The sequence below is a fragment of the Aquimarina sp. AWH4_224 genome, assembly GCF_056160245.1.
The window spans coordinates 75,507-94,484 of sequence record NZ_JBSWWU010000013.1 but is presented as its reverse complement, the minus strand read 5'-3'; the positions used below and the strand labels follow the sequence as shown (position 1 = coordinate 94,484).

General features: G+C 36.6%; 15 protein-coding genes. 10 read left to right on the top strand and 5 right to left on the bottom strand.

Features of this window, described 5'->3' with window-relative positions:
* Window positions 1-26: 26 nt before the first annotated feature.
* From ACXAGJ_RS21405 to ACXAGJ_RS21395, 3 genes are all read right to left on the bottom strand, one after another.
* Complete coding sequence (locus ACXAGJ_RS21405) at window positions 27-1,556, bottom strand: RagB/SusD family nutrient uptake outer membrane protein (protein ID WP_474842772.1); 1,530 nt, start codon at window positions 1,554-1,556, stop codon at window positions 27-29.
* A 13-nt stretch (window positions 1,557-1,569) separates the two neighbouring features.
* Window positions 1,570-4,587 (bottom strand): SusC/RagA family TonB-linked outer membrane protein, encoded by a 3,018-nt coding sequence (locus ACXAGJ_RS21400; protein ID WP_474842770.1) that lies wholly within the window; start codon window positions 4,585-4,587, stop codon window positions 1,570-1,572.
* A gap of 271 nt (window positions 4,588-4,858) precedes the next feature.
* Window positions 4,859-6,529: a glycoside hydrolase family 13 protein gene (locus ACXAGJ_RS21395; protein WP_474842768.1), complete on the bottom strand. Its 1,671-nt coding sequence runs from the start codon at window positions 6,527-6,529 to the stop codon at window positions 4,859-4,861.
* A 350-nt stretch (window positions 6,530-6,879) separates the two neighbouring features.
* Here ACXAGJ_RS21395 and ACXAGJ_RS21390 point away from each other — a divergent pair, with 350 nt between their 5' ends.
* Together ACXAGJ_RS21390 and ACXAGJ_RS21385 are read left to right on the top strand one after the other, a co-directional pair.
* Window positions 6,880-7,905: a LacI family DNA-binding transcriptional regulator gene (locus ACXAGJ_RS21390; RefSeq protein ID WP_474842766.1), complete on the top strand. Its 1,026-nt coding sequence runs from the start codon at window positions 6,880-6,882 to the stop codon at window positions 7,903-7,905.
* A 122-nt stretch (window positions 7,906-8,027) separates the two neighbouring features.
* Complete coding sequence (locus ACXAGJ_RS21385; protein ID WP_474842764.1) at window positions 8,028-10,076, top strand: glycoside hydrolase family 65 protein; 2,049 nt, start codon at window positions 8,028-8,030, stop codon at window positions 10,074-10,076.
* A gap of 8 nt (window positions 10,077-10,084) precedes the next feature.
* Here the strand turns inward: ACXAGJ_RS21385 and ACXAGJ_RS21380 are convergent, their stop codons facing one another.
* Window positions 10,085-11,125 (bottom strand): LacI family DNA-binding transcriptional regulator, encoded by a 1,041-nt coding sequence (locus tag ACXAGJ_RS21380; protein WP_474842762.1) that lies wholly within the window; start codon window positions 11,123-11,125, stop codon window positions 10,085-10,087.
* Window positions 11,126-11,412: 287 nt separating this feature from the next.
* Here ACXAGJ_RS21380 and ACXAGJ_RS21375 point away from each other — a divergent pair, with 287 nt between their 5' ends.
* The 7 genes from ACXAGJ_RS21375 to arsM all read left to right on the top strand — a co-directional run bounded on the left by ACXAGJ_RS21375 (window position 11,413) and on the right by arsM (window position 16,595).
* A complete protein-coding gene (locus ACXAGJ_RS21375) occupies window positions 11,413-11,748 on the top strand; it encodes an arsenosugar biosynthesis-associated peroxidase-like protein (protein ID WP_025742421.1) in 336 nt (111 codons plus the stop codon).
* A gap of 29 nt (window positions 11,749-11,777) precedes the next feature.
* Window positions 11,778-12,845 carry an arsenosugar biosynthesis radical SAM (seleno)protein ArsS gene (gene arsS / locus ACXAGJ_RS21370; RefSeq protein WP_474842760.1) on the top strand — a complete coding sequence of 356 codons (1,068 nt, stop codon included), beginning with the start codon at window positions 11,778-11,780 and terminating at the stop codon, window positions 12,843-12,845.
* 8 nt (window positions 12,846-12,853) lie between these two features.
* Complete coding sequence (locus ACXAGJ_RS21365; RefSeq protein WP_474842758.1) at window positions 12,854-13,528, top strand: TIGR04282 family arsenosugar biosynthesis glycosyltransferase; 675 nt, start codon at window positions 12,854-12,856, stop codon at window positions 13,526-13,528.
* 154 nt (window positions 13,529-13,682) lie between these two features.
* Window positions 13,683-14,189: a rhodanese-like domain-containing protein gene (locus ACXAGJ_RS21360; RefSeq protein ID WP_474842756.1), complete on the top strand. Its 507-nt coding sequence runs from the start codon at window positions 13,683-13,685 to the stop codon at window positions 14,187-14,189.
* Window positions 14,186-14,812, top strand: a complete 627-nt coding sequence (locus tag ACXAGJ_RS21355; RefSeq protein ID WP_474842754.1) for a TIGR04282 family arsenosugar biosynthesis glycosyltransferase — start codon at window positions 14,186-14,188, stop codon at window positions 14,810-14,812. The genes ACXAGJ_RS21360 and ACXAGJ_RS21355 overlap by 4 nt, the downstream gene beginning before the upstream one ends.
* On the top strand, window positions 14,796-15,608 hold the full coding sequence (locus ACXAGJ_RS21350) for a purine-nucleoside phosphorylase (protein ID WP_474842752.1): 813 nt from the start codon (window positions 14,796-14,798) through the stop codon (window positions 15,606-15,608). The genes ACXAGJ_RS21355 and ACXAGJ_RS21350 overlap by 17 nt, the downstream gene beginning before the upstream one ends.
* An 18-nt stretch (window positions 15,609-15,626) precedes the next feature.
* Window positions 15,627-16,595 (top strand): arsenosugar biosynthesis arsenite methyltransferase ArsM, encoded by a 969-nt coding sequence (gene arsM, locus ACXAGJ_RS21345; protein WP_073321303.1) that lies wholly within the window; start codon window positions 15,627-15,629, stop codon window positions 16,593-16,595.
* Window positions 16,596-16,660: 65 nt separating this feature from the next.
* Here arsM and ACXAGJ_RS21340 read toward each other — a convergent pair whose 3' ends face one another.
* A complete protein-coding gene (locus ACXAGJ_RS21340) occupies window positions 16,661-17,881 on the bottom strand; it encodes an NADH:flavin oxidoreductase/NADH oxidase family protein (RefSeq protein WP_474842750.1) in 1,221 nt (406 codons plus the stop codon).
* A 225-nt stretch (window positions 17,882-18,106) separates the two neighbouring features.
* Between ACXAGJ_RS21340 and ACXAGJ_RS21335 the strand changes: the two genes are divergently transcribed.
* Window positions 18,107-18,814 (top strand): DUF547 domain-containing protein, encoded by a 708-nt coding sequence (locus ACXAGJ_RS21335; protein ID WP_474842748.1) that lies wholly within the window; start codon window positions 18,107-18,109, stop codon window positions 18,812-18,814.
* The last annotated feature ends 164 nt before the right edge of the window (window positions 18,815-18,978 follow it).

Sequence of the window (18,978 nt, the reverse complement as noted above, 5' to 3'; positions counted from 1 at the left end):
TAATTCATATAAATTCACTTAAAAATCTAATATCCAGGATTTTGAGGGAATGTTGACAATGCTCCTGCCGGAATTGAAAATAACACTCTTTCTGGTCCAGACTCGAATGATTTTAATTCTTTTGCATTCAAATAGGTACCAAATCTGATCATATCATTACGTCTCCATCCTTCCCACCAAAGCTCTCTACCTCTTTCTGCATAAATATCATCAAGAGATCCTGTGATTGCCGCTTGAGAAGCTCTTGCTCTAATAGCGTTTACAATAGATTCTGCCGTATCTCCACCTGTTGGTGTTCCCCCTCTTGCAATTGCCTCTGCCTTCATTAATAACGCATCAGAGTATCTTGCTAATACATAGTCATTATCAGGACTACCAATATTATCATAGTCTGGCTTATACTTCACTCCACGAACACCAGCTGTTTCTAATGTACTACCTTCGGTAAGCAGGGAAATCTCTTTGGTAAATACCAGAGGGTTTCCGTTTCTATCTTCCAGTGCTGTTCCAACCCCTGGTCCTCCAGGGCCAAATTGCTGTCCAATCTGGAATCCTAAATTATACCCACTATTAGTTAATGCATCAGCATCTGGGTTATTGATCCTAATATCATTTGGATCAAATCGATCGTAGTACTCTGCCAGGGTAGTAAAACCATTCCACCCATCAGGGCTTTGGTTATAGTGGTTCCCCATTCTCCATCTAGATTGCACATTTCCACCATCTCCACCTTGTATATTTCTAGATGCAAAAACGATTTCAGGAGAAATTTCAGAGTTATTAGGAACAAAATTATCCCAATAATCTGTTGCCAAAGTATTGGTCATAGCATCTACGTTTTGAATAACCGCATTCATATCTCCAGCATCAAAAGTGTAAGGACCAGCTGGGTTATCGGCCATAAATACGGCTTTGTTTAGATATAGTTTTGCCAATAAAAACCTTGCTGCATCTTTGTTAGCTACCGTAGGATCCATACGATCTGGTAAATCACTGATAATACTTTCTAGTTCATCAATGACAAACTGTGTTCCTTCTGCTCTTTCAAAAAATGTAGGGTCTTGAGTAAGTGGACTCCCTAACTCTCTAAACGGCATGATCCCAAACATATCTAACACAAAATAGTAATGATATGAGCGAATTAATCTGGCCTCTGCAGCTTGTTGTGGGGATGGATTATTATCCAGGACTTGGTTAGCATTAAAAACTCCAGTTAACATATCATTCCACGAATCTCTAATAAATCCATTCAAAGGATTCCAGGTATGCACATGCAACTGTCTCCAAACTCCATTGTCGTCCCAATCGGCTCCTCTGGTTGGCCCCACCAAGGCATCAGAACTATGTTCTGAAACAATATGTGATCTTGCTTGGTCCTGATACGTTCGTAAGCCCTGGTAGGCTGTCTGCAATTGGGAATCTACCGGAATAGAACTCCCACTTCCATCATTTGTAATCTCGACACCGTCCAAAATCTCGGCATCCAAATCCGTACAGCTACATATCATACCTGCCGATATGATCATAGCTATAAATAACAACTTTCTATTTTTCATGACAATCATTTTTTTAAAAAGAAACACTTAAACCTAAACTAAAGTTAGTCAATCTAGGGTAGGATAAATAATCTATCCCAAATTGAGAAACTCTTCCAAATGCAGTAGCTGCATCAACTTCTGGATCAAATCCGGAATAGCTTGTAATTACGAATAAGTTAGAACCTGTTGCATAGATTCTAGCTGATTTCAATTTCAAGGTTTCCAGTATTGCATCATTAAAATTGTATCCTATAGTTACGTTAGATAATCGTAAAAAATCACCTTTCTCCAAAAATCGAGTAGATGCTGCCAAAGGATCTCCTACTGCCTGATCGGTGTTCGCAAGATCTCCTGGAACGTTATTCCCCGCATTAAATACCCCTCTAGAGAAAAGCGCATTGGTTGTATTATTATAGATATAATTTCCTGCTACCCCATACCACGTAGTGTTAAAATCCCAATTTTTGTAAGCAAGATTGGTACTAAAACCAAAGTTTACTGTAGGCAATGGTTGTGCATCAATAAGGATTGGTACCGCCGTACCATCTGATACAGGAGTGCCATCTGGCCCCGTATATAAACTTACTCCATTCTCATCAAAACCTCTAAAATCCAGTAAGAAATAATTATACAGGTCTTCTCCCGTGGCAATCACCTGGGTAAACGCTCCTGATAATCCCTGACCATTTACAAAACCTGTGGGCTCAAAAATTCCAGGAATATTTACTTCATTTCCTAAGAATGCAGCATTTGCACTAATATCAAAGTTTAAGTTTTCACTTTGATATACATTATAGTTCAGAGAAAGCTCGATACCCGAATTATCTAATGTACCATCAAGATTGATAAACTGTCGTACACTTGGTCCTGGCTGATTGGCCCCGAGTGTTTTGATAAACAGCAAATTTTCTGTTTCTCTGGTAAAGTAATCTATCGACCCTGATAGTTTATCTGAGAATGCAGAAAAATCAACTCCGATTCCAAAAGAAGTGGTTTCCTCCCATTTAAGATTTGGATTGGCTGCAGTAACAGTTGCAAAAGCACCATTTCCTGTAAATTCTCCGATCTCTACAGCCGAGTTTACCGGGAATTCCTGGTTACCGGTGATACCCCAACTACCTCTTACTTTCAAGTTATTCAACAATCCATCTTCTCCTTCAAATACTTTGTATCCTAAACCAACTGATGGGAAAAATCCATATTGCTCGTTCTCACCAAATTTACTGGATCCATCAACTCTAAATGTTGCAGTATACAGCAGTTTCTTATAATCTCCATTAACTCTACCAAAGAACGACTGCACATCATACGAATTTCTGAATACTTCATCAAATCGATTTGGATCGAAATCATTTCTGATTTCCGTCTGTACCGCTCCTTCTGTATTATTAATCAAATCCGTTTGAGCAGGCACAAACCCTCTAGCAGTTATTGAGTTCCCATCAAAATTATAGTCATAAAAAGAATATCCTAATATGGCATTAAAATTCAACTCATTCCAAAATGTATTTCTATAGGTTAGCGTGTTTTCAAAAATCCTTGAGAAGGAATTATTATTGCTAATATCAGCTCTTCCTAATTTTTCTTCGTTAGTTATTGGATCTGTAACTGCTAAACCTTGGAAATCAAAAGTTGGCAACAATTGACTTTTACGTTCTGATCGGGTACGATCAACACCAAATAAAAATTTATATTCTAAATGTTGTCCTAATTTCAAAGTAGCAGAAACATTTCCTAAGATTCGTAAAGTGTTTGTAAAATCCTTATACGAGTCCAATAGTTCCTGGGGATTCAAATTAGATTGATTATCTACAAACGTATAACTCCCATCTGGCTGAAAAAGTGGTCTGGTTGGATTCCAACGCAAGGCTGCAGAAAATAAGTCTCCAGTAAATCCAGCATCACTTGCAAAAGCTTCAGCTTCATCTTTAAGTGAAGTTACTAAGGCATTTACATCGATAGTAAGCTTATCATCGTAATATTTGGTATTAGAATTAAATGATACGGTGTACTTGTCTAAGCCGGTATCTTTAACAATACCTTCTTGAGATGTGGCACCCAAAGAAAGACGATAACTAGATCTTTCTGAATTTTGTGAAATAGAAATATCGTTATTTACCTGGATGGCATCTCTTAGGATCACATCTGTCCAATCATATGATCTACCTCCCAAATCGTTCACAGTGATGTTTGGATCGTTTTGTGCAGTAGAAACAAATGCCTCAGGACTTAATAAATCGATATCTCTAGCCAATGTACTTACTCCAAAAGAAGTATTAAAAGTAATCGAAGGTTCTATACTTCTACCTTTTTTTGTAGTAATCAAAATAACACCATTAGCACCTCTAGACCCGTAAATTGCAGTTGCAGAAGCATCTTTCAAGATGTTTATACTTTGGATATCATTCTGATTGATAAAGTTTAACGGGTTTCTTGGTGCTGTTCTACCAAAAGGACTGGCACCTCCAGCACTTACGTTTCCACCATCAATAGGTACCCCATCAATTACAATCAAAGGATTATTCCCAGATCGAAGCGATGCACTACCACGTACCCGAATATTTACTCCGGCACCTGGCTCACCACTTGCGGTCGTTACCTGTACCCCAGATACCTTACCTCTAAGGAGCTGAGCTGGAGAGGCTGCCGCCACTTCTTTAAACTTATCTGCCTGGATGGCATCTATGGCACCTGTTGCGTCGCTTTTCCGTACACTACCATATCCAACCACCACTACTTCATCTAATTCTGCTGCATTTTCAGACATGGTAACATTTATTGTAGTTTGTCCGTTAACAGCAACTTCCTGAGTTCGGAAACCAATGTAACTAAAGACTATAATTGCATCTTCGGCAACATTGTCGATAGTATATTTACCGTCAAAATCGGTACTGGCCCCCTGGTTAGTACCTTTAACGATAACATTAATTCCCGGAATTGGTCCATTGGCATCTGAAACCACCCCAGAAACTGTAATTTGTGCAGACATCATACCCCCGGATAAAAAAATCAGCAGAAATATGAGCCTTTTAAGTATCATACTTTTCATAATATAGAGTTTGATTTAAATTTGAAAGTTCCTAATAATTGATTTATGGTTAATATTACTATTTCTAAATAAGTTAAAGTAACAAGGGAGGCATCGTAGCCTCATTACCACATTCTGACTGATTTCTGCAATTATACTGTCTTAGGACACTATTAAGTTACAAAAAAAATTGATGCCTCCATTGTTACACCTTTAAGAAGTTCTCAATACTGAGACCTCTTCGCTAACAAACAAAAACTAATTTCACTTTCTACAGTATAGGTGTCTGTTTTTAGTTCATTTCCAAAATCACTCCCTGGTAAGGTTTTAGTGTCATTTGGTTATTTTCTATATTTAAATCTTCGTAATTACTAATCAATATTTCTGAAGCAACATTACTTGTATCGAATTTAAATTCAATCTCCTCTTCACTAAAATTAAGTGCTACCAGAATTTCTTCATTTTCTCTTTTCTTTTTATAAGCATAAATATTGGGGTTGTTGAATTCCAGTTCTTCAAAATCCCCGTGAACAAATACATCGTATTGTTTTCTTGTCTTCAGTACTTTTCGATAAAAATTTAATATTGAATCTTTATCCTTGTCTTGCTTTTCTACATTAATCACTGCATAATTTGGATTCGTCTTTAACCATGGCGTATGCGTAGAAAACCCTCCATTTATTTCATCACTCCATTGTATTGGTGTTCTAGCATTATCTCTTCCTTCTCGATTGATCATTTCCAAAGCATCTCGGTTAGAATACCGTTTTGTCTCCAGGTTTTCATTGTAAAAATTCAAAGACTGTACATCTCTCACATCTTCTACAGATTCTAATACAATATTGGTCATCCCTATTTCATCACCTTGATAAATGTTTAAACTACCATTTTGTGTGGCTTGCATAAGGAGTAACATCTTGGCCGATTCTGACCAATATGAGGTATCGTTTCCAAAACGAGATACCATTCTTGCAAAATCATGATTTCCCATTGCGTTTGCCAACCAACCTTTTTCGTGAACCGCTTCTCTCCATTTTTTAAAGATGTTCTTCAGATTAACTAGGTTAAATACTGAAGATTCTTCAAACTTGCCGTTTACTATGGTACACTCTAAAACATCAAAATGATATAGCATATCCAGCTCTTTTCTATCCTTATTGATATACAATCCGGCATTCTCATGATTGATTCCAACTCCTTCGGCTAATGAAAATGCATCATATTGACTGACCACATTTGTATTCATCTCTTTCAAGTATTCATGCACTCTGGGTCCATTCGCATATACTTCTTCAATTATTTTTCTGAATCCTTTCTTTGGTGCATCAGGATACCCTTCTCTTTTTGATATTAGCGGAATAACATCCATTCTGAAACCATCTACACCTTTATCCAACCAAAATCGCATTGCATTATAAATCTCTTCTCGCACCTTGGGATTTTCCCAATTCAGATCCGGTTGTTTTTTGGTAAACAAATGCAGGTAATACTCTCCGGATATAGGATCTAACTCCCATGCACTTCCTCCAAAAAATGACTTCCAGTTGTTGGGTGGACCACCGTTGGTAGCAGGTTTTCTCCAATGAAAATAATCTCTATAAGGGTTGTCTTTCGACTTTTTTGCTTCCTGAAACCAACGGTGTTCGTCGGAACAGTGATTGGCCACCAAATCTAAAATCAATCGCATTCCGCGATGATGCGTTTGTTTCAATAGTTCGTCAAAATCTTCCATCGTCCCAAACTCAGACATGATATCACAATAATCACTGATATCGTAACCATTATCATCATTGGGAGACTTGAAAATTGGACTTAACCATAAAATGTCGACTTCTAAACTTTTTAAATAATCTAGTTTTTCTATAATTCCTCTTAGATCTCCTATCCCATCATTATTGCTATCGTTAAAACTCCTAGGATAGATTTGATAAATAGTTCCTTTTTTGAACCAAGTAAGCTCCATGCAATTCAGTTTTAAGATTTTAAAATCGTTGGTTGCAAAATATTTGATTTTCCTCCTGCATTTTAAACAATGTTTAATTCGAATTAAGCATTATTTATCCTAAATTAGCATAGCCGCATGGCACCTTGAGCGTAAGGTATTTTGGGGAAAGTTGATTAAAAAAATGACTTTTTTAAGTAGGTATTATTATGAATTGCTCAAAAAATCATAACGACTAATACAAATTACTAAACAATTCATATAACTGAGAAACAATCGATAGGTTTAAAAAAATGCAAACGTTTGTATTATCATATTTTTAGCGAAATTGATGTTTTAATAACAATTTTTTAACGTAATTTTAGGTAAATTTGAAAAAAAGACGGGTAAAACTTGAGGATATCGCTAGAAAGCTTAATATTTCTATAGCTACGGTTTCTAGGGCCCTGGACAAAAATCCCAGAGTAAAACCGAGTACCCGTGAGAAGGTTTTCAAAACCGCAGAGGCCATGGGCTATATGCCCAATCAGATTGCAAAAAGTCTCAGTTCTGGTAAAACCAACATCATAGGAGTCATCATCCCCAGATATGACGAACCTTTTTTCATTGAAGTTTGTCGTGGCATTGACCATTATGCCCGAGAACACAACTATAAAATCCTTATTAGCTCTTCCAGAAACTCTTTCGAATTTGAAAGAGAAAATCTTATTTCCTACGAAAGAGGTATTGTAGATGGTATTATTCTATCTCCTACCCATGAAACAGAAACGTTTACCCATATCAGGAGCATCATTGGCAAAGGTATTCCTGTTGTTTTATTTGACAATATTAAAGAAGAAGTTTCGGGTGCAGACCATGTATTAATCCAGGACGATAAAGCCTCTTATGAAGCAGTAGAACATTTAATCAAAACCGGTAGAAAACGGATCGCTTTTATTGGAGGCATTAAGGAGAAAAAGGTTTTTCAGGATCGTTTCAAAGGGTATTTAGACGCCATGCAAGCAAATCAAATTGAAGTTCTTGACGAATTGATTCTACATTGCAAATCTTTGGATAGAGAATTTGAAGATACAGAAATCAACGAGTTCCTAAGTAACTTACCAGAGTTTCCGGATGCTATTTTTACCTGTACCGATAATTATGGTTTACTCACCATGAAAACATTGCTTAAAATGGGATATCGTATCCCCGATGATGTTGCAGTGATTGGCTTTGGGGATTTGGGATTAGGTGAAGTTTTTGTACCATCAATGACTTGTATTGCGCAGCCCAGCTTTGAAATGGGACAAAAGGTAGCCGAGTTACTTATTCAGCAATTTAATGAACCCATAGATAAAAATCATCGTAAAAAGGTTGTGAAATTAAAAACCGAATTGATTTTGAGGGATAGTACATAAATCCATATATTTATCTACCACAATACGCTAATAAACAATACTAACATAGTTCTAAAGCAGGAGTTAATGCTATTAAAGCACCTTAAATAGCACACTACTATTAACTTAAATTGTTTATTGTTATGATCACACAAAAAATCAAAGGATTACTAGCATTTCTATTTCTCATCACCTTAAGTACCACTGCTGTTTCTCAAGAAAATGGATGGTCAATTTCTACTACAAATCAAGAAAATTATACCGGAATTGTAGCCGCCAACGGTAGAATCGGGATCCTTCCTGCTTCCAACATTTTCAAAACAAAACAGATTATCCTGAATAACGTTTACGACAAAGAATCTCCACTTGGAGTTAGTAGAATTTTACAAGGGATGAACTTTGGAAATTTAGAGGTAAAAATCAACGGACAACTACTTGATAATAATGTTATTGACAATTGGACCCAAACACTACACATGAAAGAAGCTCGTTTTACAACCTCTTTCTCCTATAAAAACCTAGCGACCATTTCGTATAGCATCTATGCACTTCAGAATGTTCCCTATACAGGATATATTGATGTCGAGATACAAGCCTCAGAAGATATTGACCTAAAAGTAACTGCAAAAATTCAAACTCCAGAAGAGTACAACTCACCAAATAGTACTTTTCGGATTCTGAAAGATCTTGAAACCACCATGCCCATACTACAAACTGTAGCAAAAAGTAGACTCAACCGACATACCGTAGCCTCTTCTGGAACCTTTATTTGGCATGATATCAACTCTACAAGAGAACACCAGCGACCAAAATTAACTCATCAAAAAGTATCTGAGTACGACAATAGATTATCGTTTGAAAAGAAAATAACAAAAGGAGAAAACTATCAATTTGCCTGGACTGGTGCACAATGTACAACGCAAGATTTTTATGACCCACAAACCGAAAGTGAGCGTTTTGTAATTTTTAATCTACTTACTCCTCAAAAAGATCTATTGGCACAACACAAAAACCGTTGGAAAGATCTATGGAAAGGTGACATTATTATTGAAGGTGACCTGCAATCACAACTCGATGTGCGTTTGGCCTTATACCATCTATATGCATTCTCTAGAGAAGATTCGAATCTGAGTATTGCTCCAATGGGGTTAAGTTCACAAAACTATAACGGTCATATTTTTTGGGACACCGAATTATGGATGTATCCACCATTACTGGTTCTAAACCAGGGAATCGCAAGATCATTAGTGAATTATCGCTCGGACCGCCTTGAAATTGCCAAGAAAAAAGCCATTAATTTTGGATATAAAGGAGCCATGTTTCCTTGGGAAAGTGATGATACAGGAGAAGAAGCGACTCCGGCATGGGCACTAACCGGAACTTTTGAACATCATATTACTGCAGATGTAGGTATTGCTTTCTGGAACTATTATCGTGTTACTAAAGATAAAACCTGGTTAAAAGAACGTGGATATCCATTACTTAAAGAAGTTGCTGATTATTGGGTAAGTCGATCTTCGCTCAATGCGGATGGCTCATACACCATCAAAAATGTAGTAGGAGCCAATGAGTTTGCTCCAAACGTAGATGATAATGCGTTTACCAATGGATCTGCCATCACCTGCTTACAATATGCTGAAAAAGCCGCAACCGAATTGGGTTTGCCTTCAAATCCAGAATGGAGCAAGGTTGCAAAGAATATCGTGATCCATAAATTTGAGGATGGCACGACCAAAGAACACAGCACTTATGATGGAGATCGTATCAAACAGGCAGACGTTAATCTACTGTCGTACCCATTAGATATTATCAGTGATAAAGCAACCATTCTTAAAGATTTAAAATATTACGAACCCAAGCTTGCAGAAGAAGGGCCAGCAATGGCACAAAGTGTATTTGCAGTTATCTATGCTCGTTTGGGCGACGCCGATAATGCATTTCGATTGTTTAAAAGAAGCTATGAACCCAACAAAAGACCTCCGTTTGGTGCATTAGCCGAAGCTGCAACCAGTAATAATCCTTACTTTGCAACAGGCGCAGGAGGAATGTTACAAACTGTCATTTTTGGGTTTGGAGGACTTCATTTAACTGACGACGGGATCATTCAGAAAAATCCAATTTTACCAAAACAATGGAAAAAACTAACGCTTACTGGTGTTGGTCCCGATAAGAAAACTTATGTTATTGACTAAATCTAACTTTATTTGGTAGATTCTCTTACAATCAAAGAAGTTTTTACGATCTCGGTTGCGGTTTTATAGTTTTCATCAAAATCATCGACAAGATGGCCCAGTAAAATTTCGGCGGCTTTTGCTCCCAAATCCTCCGCATGCTGAGATACTGTGGTCAACTTGGGATACGAATGCTTAGATAATAATCCGTCTGTAAATCCAATCACAGAAATATCTTGAGGAATTTTATACCCTAACTTATGAGATATATTGATAGTAATAGCAGCAGCGGTTTCATCAAGACCTAATACAGCATCAAGATCATTCCCTTTAAGAAATTTCTCAATTTCGTTTTCTATGGCATTAGATTCTTTTTCTACTAAATCGATTATCGTGTCTTTTACTTCAAGATTTATTAATGAAACATCTTTATTAGCCTCTGCAGCTTCTCTAGCTCCTTCTAATCTCAATTTAGCAACACTAATATCTCCAATAGTAGTAACTATGGCAATTCGTTTGCATCCTGTATCGATAAGGTATTGCATCGCATTTTTGGAAGCTACTTTGTCGTCTACAATCACTTTATCGCATTCAATTTCGTCACTTACTCGATCAAACATTACCACTGGAACATTTTCTCTTTTCAATACCTTAAAATGGTCTAATTCATTAAGTACTTGGGTTTCCTGACTCAACGCCACGATAAAGCCATCAACACTACTATAGTTGAGCATCTCTACATATTCTACTTCTTTTTGGTAGGATTCGTTGGTAATGCAGGTTACTATTTTATATCCATTTTTGGCGGCCTCTTTTTCAATTCCAAAAAGTGCTTTTGCAAAAAAGTGATTGAGTATTTCTGGTAAAATTACCCCTATGGTTTTGGTTTTGTTACTTTTTAAACTAACGGCTAATGCATTGGGTTTGTAATTGTAAAAACTTGCTAATTCGTGAACCCTATTGATTGTTTTTTGACTGATTTCGGGATCATTCTTTAAAGATTTCGAAACTGTGGATATCGATAAATTTAATTCTCGAGCAAGTTGTTTTAAAGTAACCTTTTTCCTCATGACCTATGTGTAATAAATTATAATTCTTATTTCAGAAATAAGAATATCTCGCAAATTGACTTTCGAGTCTAAATTAAGCTTTTTTCTTAACGTAATATTAAAACATCGGCACTTTGTGCTCTTATTCCTATGATGTTTAAGAAATAACCATTTTATTCGTTAAGGTTTTTTTATATTACCTAAACTTTAATTTTTCAAAAAAAATAAAGTTAATTTTAGAAATGTAGTGTAAGTCATACACTATAAACAACGACAAATAAATTTATTCCCAAATAAAACAACAGCATATGTCTAAAACATATTATGACCCGGCGGATCTTAGAAAGTTTGGTAAAATCACAGAATGGAGCGAAGAATTAGGTACTAAATTTTTCGATTACTACGGAAAAGTATTTGAAGAAGGTGCTTTGAGTGCCAGGGAAAAATCTTTGATTGCCCTTGCCGTATCTCATGTGGTAAAATGCCCATATTGTATAGATGCATACACCAAAGATGGATTACAAAGAGGAATTACAAAAGAAGAGATGATGGAGGCGGTGCACGCAGGAGCAGCAATCGAAAGTGGTGCTACTCTGGTACATGGTGTACAAATGATGAATAAGTACGAGAAACTCTCTATGTAGTTTCAAATCGTAAAAATATTAAAGGAAAAATGTCTGAAACAAAGAAAAAACAGTCGCTACATAAAAGAAATGACCAGTTAGCCAATACCCAAAGACAACTGGAAATTTTAAACAACGGTATTTTTGCCAATGGTGAATTACCCAAGTTTGCCGACAAAATAGCTGAAATTAATCAGTTCCCATTACGGCCTCGTAAGCTTGAAATACTACAAATCAACGTGGGATATATGTGTAATCAGGTTTGTGAACACTGTCATGTTGATGCCGGACCGGACCGAAAAGAGATCATGACCAAAGAAACGATGATGCAATGTTTGGAGGTGATCAGAAATACAGGAGCGCATACGTTGGATTTGACAGGAGGTGCTCCGGAGATGAATCCTAATTTTAGATGGTTTGTTGAAGAGGCTAGTAAAGCTGGAATCAAAGATTTTATCGTAAGAAGTAACCTTACCATCATAAGAGCTAATAAGAAATACTTCGATCTTCCGGACTTTTTCAAAAAGCACAATGTGCATGTGGTTTCTTCGATGCCGCACTGGACTCGTGGTAAAACTGACAAACAAAGAGGAGATGGTGTTTTTGACAAATCGATCAAGGCACTTCAGGAACTCAATGAACGTGGGTATGGGATGCCGGATAGCGATTTGCGATTGGATTTGGTCTACAATCCTTCGGGTGCGTTTTTACCTGGGGATCAAGCTTCAATGGAAAAAGATTTCAAAAAGGCATTACTCGAAGATTTCGGAATTCAATTCCATAATCTGTTTGCGATCACCAATCTACCTATTAGTAGATTTCTGGATTACTTAATTGCTTCAGAAAACTATGAAGACTATATGTATGCCTTGGTAGATGCCTACAATCCTTCAGCCGTTGCCAATGTAATGTGTACCAATACCATTTCTGTAAGTTGGGACGGTTGGTTATACGATTGTGATTTCAATCAAATGCTTGATCTTAAGGTAGCAAGCAAAGTAAAACATATCAGCGAATACAACGAAGATTTGCTAAATAATAGAAATATCGTAATTTCACAACACTGCTATGGTTGCACTGCAGGTGCAGGTAGTAGTTGTCAGGGAACAGTAGCGTAATAATATATATGCATTCAAAAACAGCCATATTAGTTTTTGCAAATTCTGCCAAAGAAGAATCATTGCATAAGCCTATGAAAGGTGGTGAGCAACTATTTGCTCAACTTAATGAATCCACCATCGCTGTTGTAAAAAGCACTGATATTCCTTACTATGTAATCACCGAAGAACAACAATATGGGGTTGACTTTGGAGAACGTTTTGTAAATGCTGTCCAAAGTATCTTTAAGAAAGGATACGAAAAAGTAATTACTATTGGTAATGATACTCCGCTACTCAATAAAACACATTTGCTGCAAGCTGCCCAATTGCTAGAGGAAGATAAATTTGTAATTGGCCCTTCTGCTGATGGAGGATTCTATTTAATGGGATTATCTAATACCCATTTTGATCCTTCTTTGTTTTTAAATTTACCCTGGCAATCAAGAACACTTACTGTAAATCTCATTGCCACTCTTGGAGCTTGGGAAGTAGCTATCTCCAAACTCCAAGTATTATATGATATTGATAGTGTTTCTGATTTAAAAATTATTCAAAAATTTAGCAGGAGATTATCACTTGGGGTTCTAAAAGCGTTGGAACTCATTCTTTCTCATTCTAAAAGTATTCGAAACGTAGTTTCTCTAGAAAACACTACCATATATCATACGATTGCTTATAATAAAGGATCACCTACCCTGTAACATTCCTTAATGGTCTTTTTTCGTCATTCAAAAGAAGTCTTGATTTACGAATCAGTTATAACTTATAAAGACCCAGATATTCTCAGAATACCATGGAGAATAGTTATCAAAACACCATAATGAATATTGAATAGCAAAATATTGCGCTAACTATATGCTTGTAAAAAAAGGTATCATCCTACTTTGTTTCTTATTCCCTTGGATTCATTCAGGTCAGGATTCTATTGAAGAATTATTGACCATGTATAATACCGAGAGCATCCCATATGTAACCATCGAAGATATAAAGGATGAAATCGACAACATTGTGGTTCTTGATTCTAGAGAAATAGGTGAGTATACGGTTAGTCATTTAAAAAATGCTATTCATATAGGATACGATCAATTTGATATTACTAAGGTTTCTGAAATCCCCGGAATCGATAAAAACACCAAAATTGTAGTGTATTGTAGCCTTGGGATTCGATCAGAAGTGACTTCAGAAAAATTAAAACTAGCAGGATATCACAATGTATATAATTTATACGGCGGAATTTTTGAATGGATCAATCATGGCTATCCTGTTTTCAATAGTAAAGAACAACGAACAGACCAAGTGCATCCCTTTTCTGAAGAATGGGAAAAATGGTTAGAAAAAGGCACTAAAAGATATCAGGAATGAATACAAAAAACTTGTTATTAATATTTACCCGTAACCCAGAACTGGGCAAGTGCAAAACACGACTGGCAGCCACCATTGGAGATCAGGCAGCTCTAGATGTGTACAAAATGCTTTTGCAACATACCGTTTCTATTACAGAAGGGTTAACATGTGTAAAAGAGGTACACTACTCGGTATCTGTAAACTCAAATGATATTTGGGATCCAACCATATACCAAAAGAAAGAACAATTTGGAGAAGATCTAGGTGCCCGGATGAAATACGCATTTGCCGAAGGGTTTAAACAGGGTTTTGAGAAAATTATCATTATAGGTAGTGATATGTATGACCTTGAGCAAAGGGATCTAGAATTTGCTTTTGAGCAGCTAGAAAATTACGATTATGTAGTAGGGCCAGCCCAAGATGGAGGATACTACTTGATGGGAATGAAATCTTTAAACAATGCTGTTTTTGAAAATAAAGCTTGGGGTACCGACACTGTTTTTAGAGATACATTACATGACATAGAACAACATAGCCATAAATTATTAGACATACGAAATGATGTGGATTATTATGAGGATATCAAAGATATTCCTGCATTTCAAAAATTTTTAAAACAAACAGATGATCAAATACATTGAAGAAACTACGAATTATTTAAAAGATAAAGGGTTTGAAGCCCCTGAAATCGGAATTATCTTAGGAACCGGATTAGGTCAGTTATTGAATAATATCGAAGTGATCAAAGAGGTGAGCTACAATCACATTCCTAATTTCCCAACAGCCACAGTAGAATTTCATAAAGGAAAATTAATTTATGGAAAGCTAGAAGGAAAAAAGGTGGTTGTTATGCAAGGGAGATTTCATTTGTATGAAGGGTATTCTCTTCAGGATGTGACATTCCCGGTACGTATTATGCATCAGCTTGGGATCAAAAAATTATTGGTTTCTAATGCTGCAGGTGCGATCAACTTGGATTTCAAAAAAGGAGAACTAATGCTAATTGACGATCATATCAATCTTCAGGGAGGATCCCCTCTGGCTTTTAAAGGAGTGGAACAACTTGGAAGTCGCTTTACCGATATGAGTGCTCCTTATCATCCAGAAATCAATTCAAAATTAGAGGCTATTGCGGCCAATCACAATATAACACTACACAAAGGTGTATATGCCTCTGTTGTGGGGCCACAGCTTGAAACTAGAGCAGAATATCGCTACTTGAAAATTATTGGTGCCGATGCTGTTGGTATGAGTACAGTACCAGAAATCATTGTAGCCAATCATCTGGATCTTCCCGTTGCAGCGGTATCCGTTTTAACCGATGAGTGTGATCCAGACAACCTGAAACCTGTTAATATCGAAGAAATTATCCAAATGGCTGGAAAAGCAGAACCTAATTTGATTCTCCTTTTCAAAGAGCTAATAAAATCTATGTAAACAAAAAAAGAAAGAACTATGAGTTATTTAGATACAACACATGATGTATATAAAGAAGCAGCCATAACCCCAGATGTTGGGTTATGCTGTACTACAAATCCTATCTGGGAATTACCAGGCCTTAAAATTCCTAAAATCATGCAGGAAATGAATTATGGCTGTGGGAGTACGGTAAACGCAAGAGATTTGACTAATAACCCCAAAATCCTTTACGTTGGTGTAGGTGGTGGAATGGAATTATTACAGTTTTCGTATTTCTCTCGTCAAAAGCACGGTGTAATTGGTGTTGATGTGGTTCAGGAAATGTTGGATGCTTCCAAAAAGAACTTTAAAGAAGCCGAAGCACAAAATGACTGGTTCAAAAGTGAATTTGTAGATCTTAGATATGGAGATGCACTTAATCTTCCTCTCGAAGATAACAGTGTGGATGTAGCTGCTCAAAACTGTCTTTTTAATATCTTTAAAGAAGAAGATTTAAAGAAAGCTATCGAAGAAATGTACCGTGTATTGAAGCCACATGGTAGGTTGGTGATGAGTGATCCTACTTGTGAGCAGCCTATGAATGACAACCTTCGTAACGACGAGCGGTTACGAGCACTTTGTCTAAGTGGAAGCTTACCGATTGCTGATTATGTAAAAGCTTTGACGGATGTAGGGTTTGGTACCATCGAAATTAGAGCACGTAAACCGTATCGTATTTTGGATCCAAAGAATTATGATACCGACGAATTGATCTATATCGAGTCTATAGAAGTTGCTGCCATCAAAGATCCAATGCCAGAGGATGGGCCTTGCGTGTTTACAGGTAAAGCTGCCATCTATTATGGAGATCAAGACTATTTTGATGACAAAAAAGGACATGTTTTATTAAAAAACCAGCCTATCGCTGTATGCGATAAAACTGCCGGTGCACTAGCAGACCTTGGCAGAGATGATATTTTTATTAGCGAATCTACTTATCATTATGATGGAGGAGGATGCTGCTAAAATTCAAGGCTAATTAACTATAATCATGAAGCCGGGAGCAATTGTATTTGCTTTCGGCTTCTCTGTTATGCAAATTTCTTGGCCATCGCTTTTCTAAACTCGTAAACAATTAGAAACATAGAACACCAAAGCGGGCTCATATTACGTTTCAATCCCTTCCCTTTAGAAAATCGTATCAGTTGCCTGGCATAAAACCCACCCTCTGCAGCGTCTTCAAACTGTTTCATTCCGGTTCTTAACACCAAATTTTCAAGTACTTTAACTTCTCCTTTCAAAAATCCAGGAATATCGTCGTTGTTCGTAATAAACGGACGCCCCATACCAATGAGGTCTACTTCCCCATTTTGTAAGACTTCATTACAAAAATCATACGATCTGAAACCACCTGTAATCATCAAAGGTAGTGTTGTAATTGCCCTAATTTTTTTTGCGAAATCAATAAAATAAGCCTCCCTTCTTTTGGTGCTCTCTTTTACCTCTTTCCCTTCTTCATTTAAGATAAAAAAAGCGAGTTTCTCATACGTCCCTCCAGAAATCTCTAACAAATCAATCTTTTCGTTATCCAGCATTTTTACCACTTCAAGAGACTCTTCTTCTGTAAATCCTCCTTTTTGGAAATCTGCAGAATTCAATTTTACGGCTATCGGAAAACCTGGCCCTACCTCTTTACGAACTTCTTTTACGATAGTGATTAGTAATCTACTTCGATTCTCAATACTACCTCCCCATTGATCTTTACGAACATTGGTTCTAGGTGATAAAAACTGACTCAACAAATACCCATGTGCCGCGTGGATCTGAACTCCTGTAAACCCAGCATTCTTTGCAATTCTTGCTGCTCTCACAAAACCAAGAATCACTTCTTGGATATCTGCTTCGGTCATTGCTTTGGGTTTTCCGAAGAGCCCCATTTTTTTAAGTTGTACCTCTGAAGGGGCTAACGGCCTTCCTGTACTAAATTTGTTAGTTTGCCTACCAGAATGTGAAATCTGTACCCAAACATGATTGTGATTTGCTTTCGCCGCATCAGCCCAACCACTTATTTTGGGCAACATGTCTTCGGTATCAAAGCATACATTACCGGCCGATTCTAAGTGTTTACGATCAATTACTACGTTTCCCGTAATCAATAAACCTGCACCCGTATCAGACCACATTTTATACAGCCTGTTATGACCATTGGTGGGCTCAAATTTTTTATCACTAATCCGCTCTGTCATTGCAGATTTAACTAACCTGTTTTTGATAGTCACTCCACAAGGAAGTTTCAATTCTGTACTAATCATATAAAAATAGTTCGATTACAATAATACATAATCCTGTAGGATAATACAATCTCTACTTGTCAACAAATGTTAAAATTTTAACAATTAAAACAAGTTTCTACTTACAAAACCTACGTTTAACCTGTAAATTTTGCATTTTATCGATAAATTTCGTTATTTTATGGATATAAAAAATATAAACCGATTCATTCTTAGTTATTTGAACAAATCTTAAACCTAACAAAGATGAAAAGATATAGAATACTCACAATATTTGTTTTATTGTTAACCATTGCTCAGACTTTCTCTCAAAAAAGGCCTGATCATACGGTATGGGATCAAATACTTATCCTCAATGTGACCGAACAGGGTAAAGTAAATTACGAAGGTATTATGAAAATCAGTCCTTTATTCTATAAATACTTTAGGTCTCTATCAGAAAACCCTCCTACAGACGAGTGGTCCAAAGACGAAAAACTTGCCTATTGGATTAACGCTTACAACTCAATTGCCGTAAAAATGATCATCGATAATTATCCGGTAAAAGATATCAATGAGTTACATGATCCTTGGAATCAAAAGTTTTTCAGAATAAAAGATAAACGATACAGTCTTGATGATATAGAACACACTATACTTAGAAAATTTAATGAGCCTAGAATTCACTTTCTAATCAATTGTGCGTCATTTTCTTCCCCTAAGCTAATGAACAGAGCCTACACTGCCGAAAATATAAACATGGCACTAGAAAAGTGTACCAAGGAGTTTATTAACGACCCTACAAGAAACATTATTACCCCTAGCAAAGTGCAAATTTCTCAGATTTTTGAGTGGTATAAAGATGATTTCAACCGAGGAGATGTGGTTAGCTTTATCAATAAATACTCTGACGTAAAAATTTCTGAAATACCTAAAGATGGTTACATCACTTATAATTGGGATTTAAATAATTAAATTCCTGAAAGGTTACCTGATCGGATTCGACCAAAAGAACTTCGCACGGGAACCGGAAAAATTGCATGTAGGAAACCACCAAACTTTGCCCCAAAATACTTGGACCTGCCAAGTTGGCCTGAATTTTGGTCTTAACTTCCTGCAAAAGAGATTGATTTATAGTA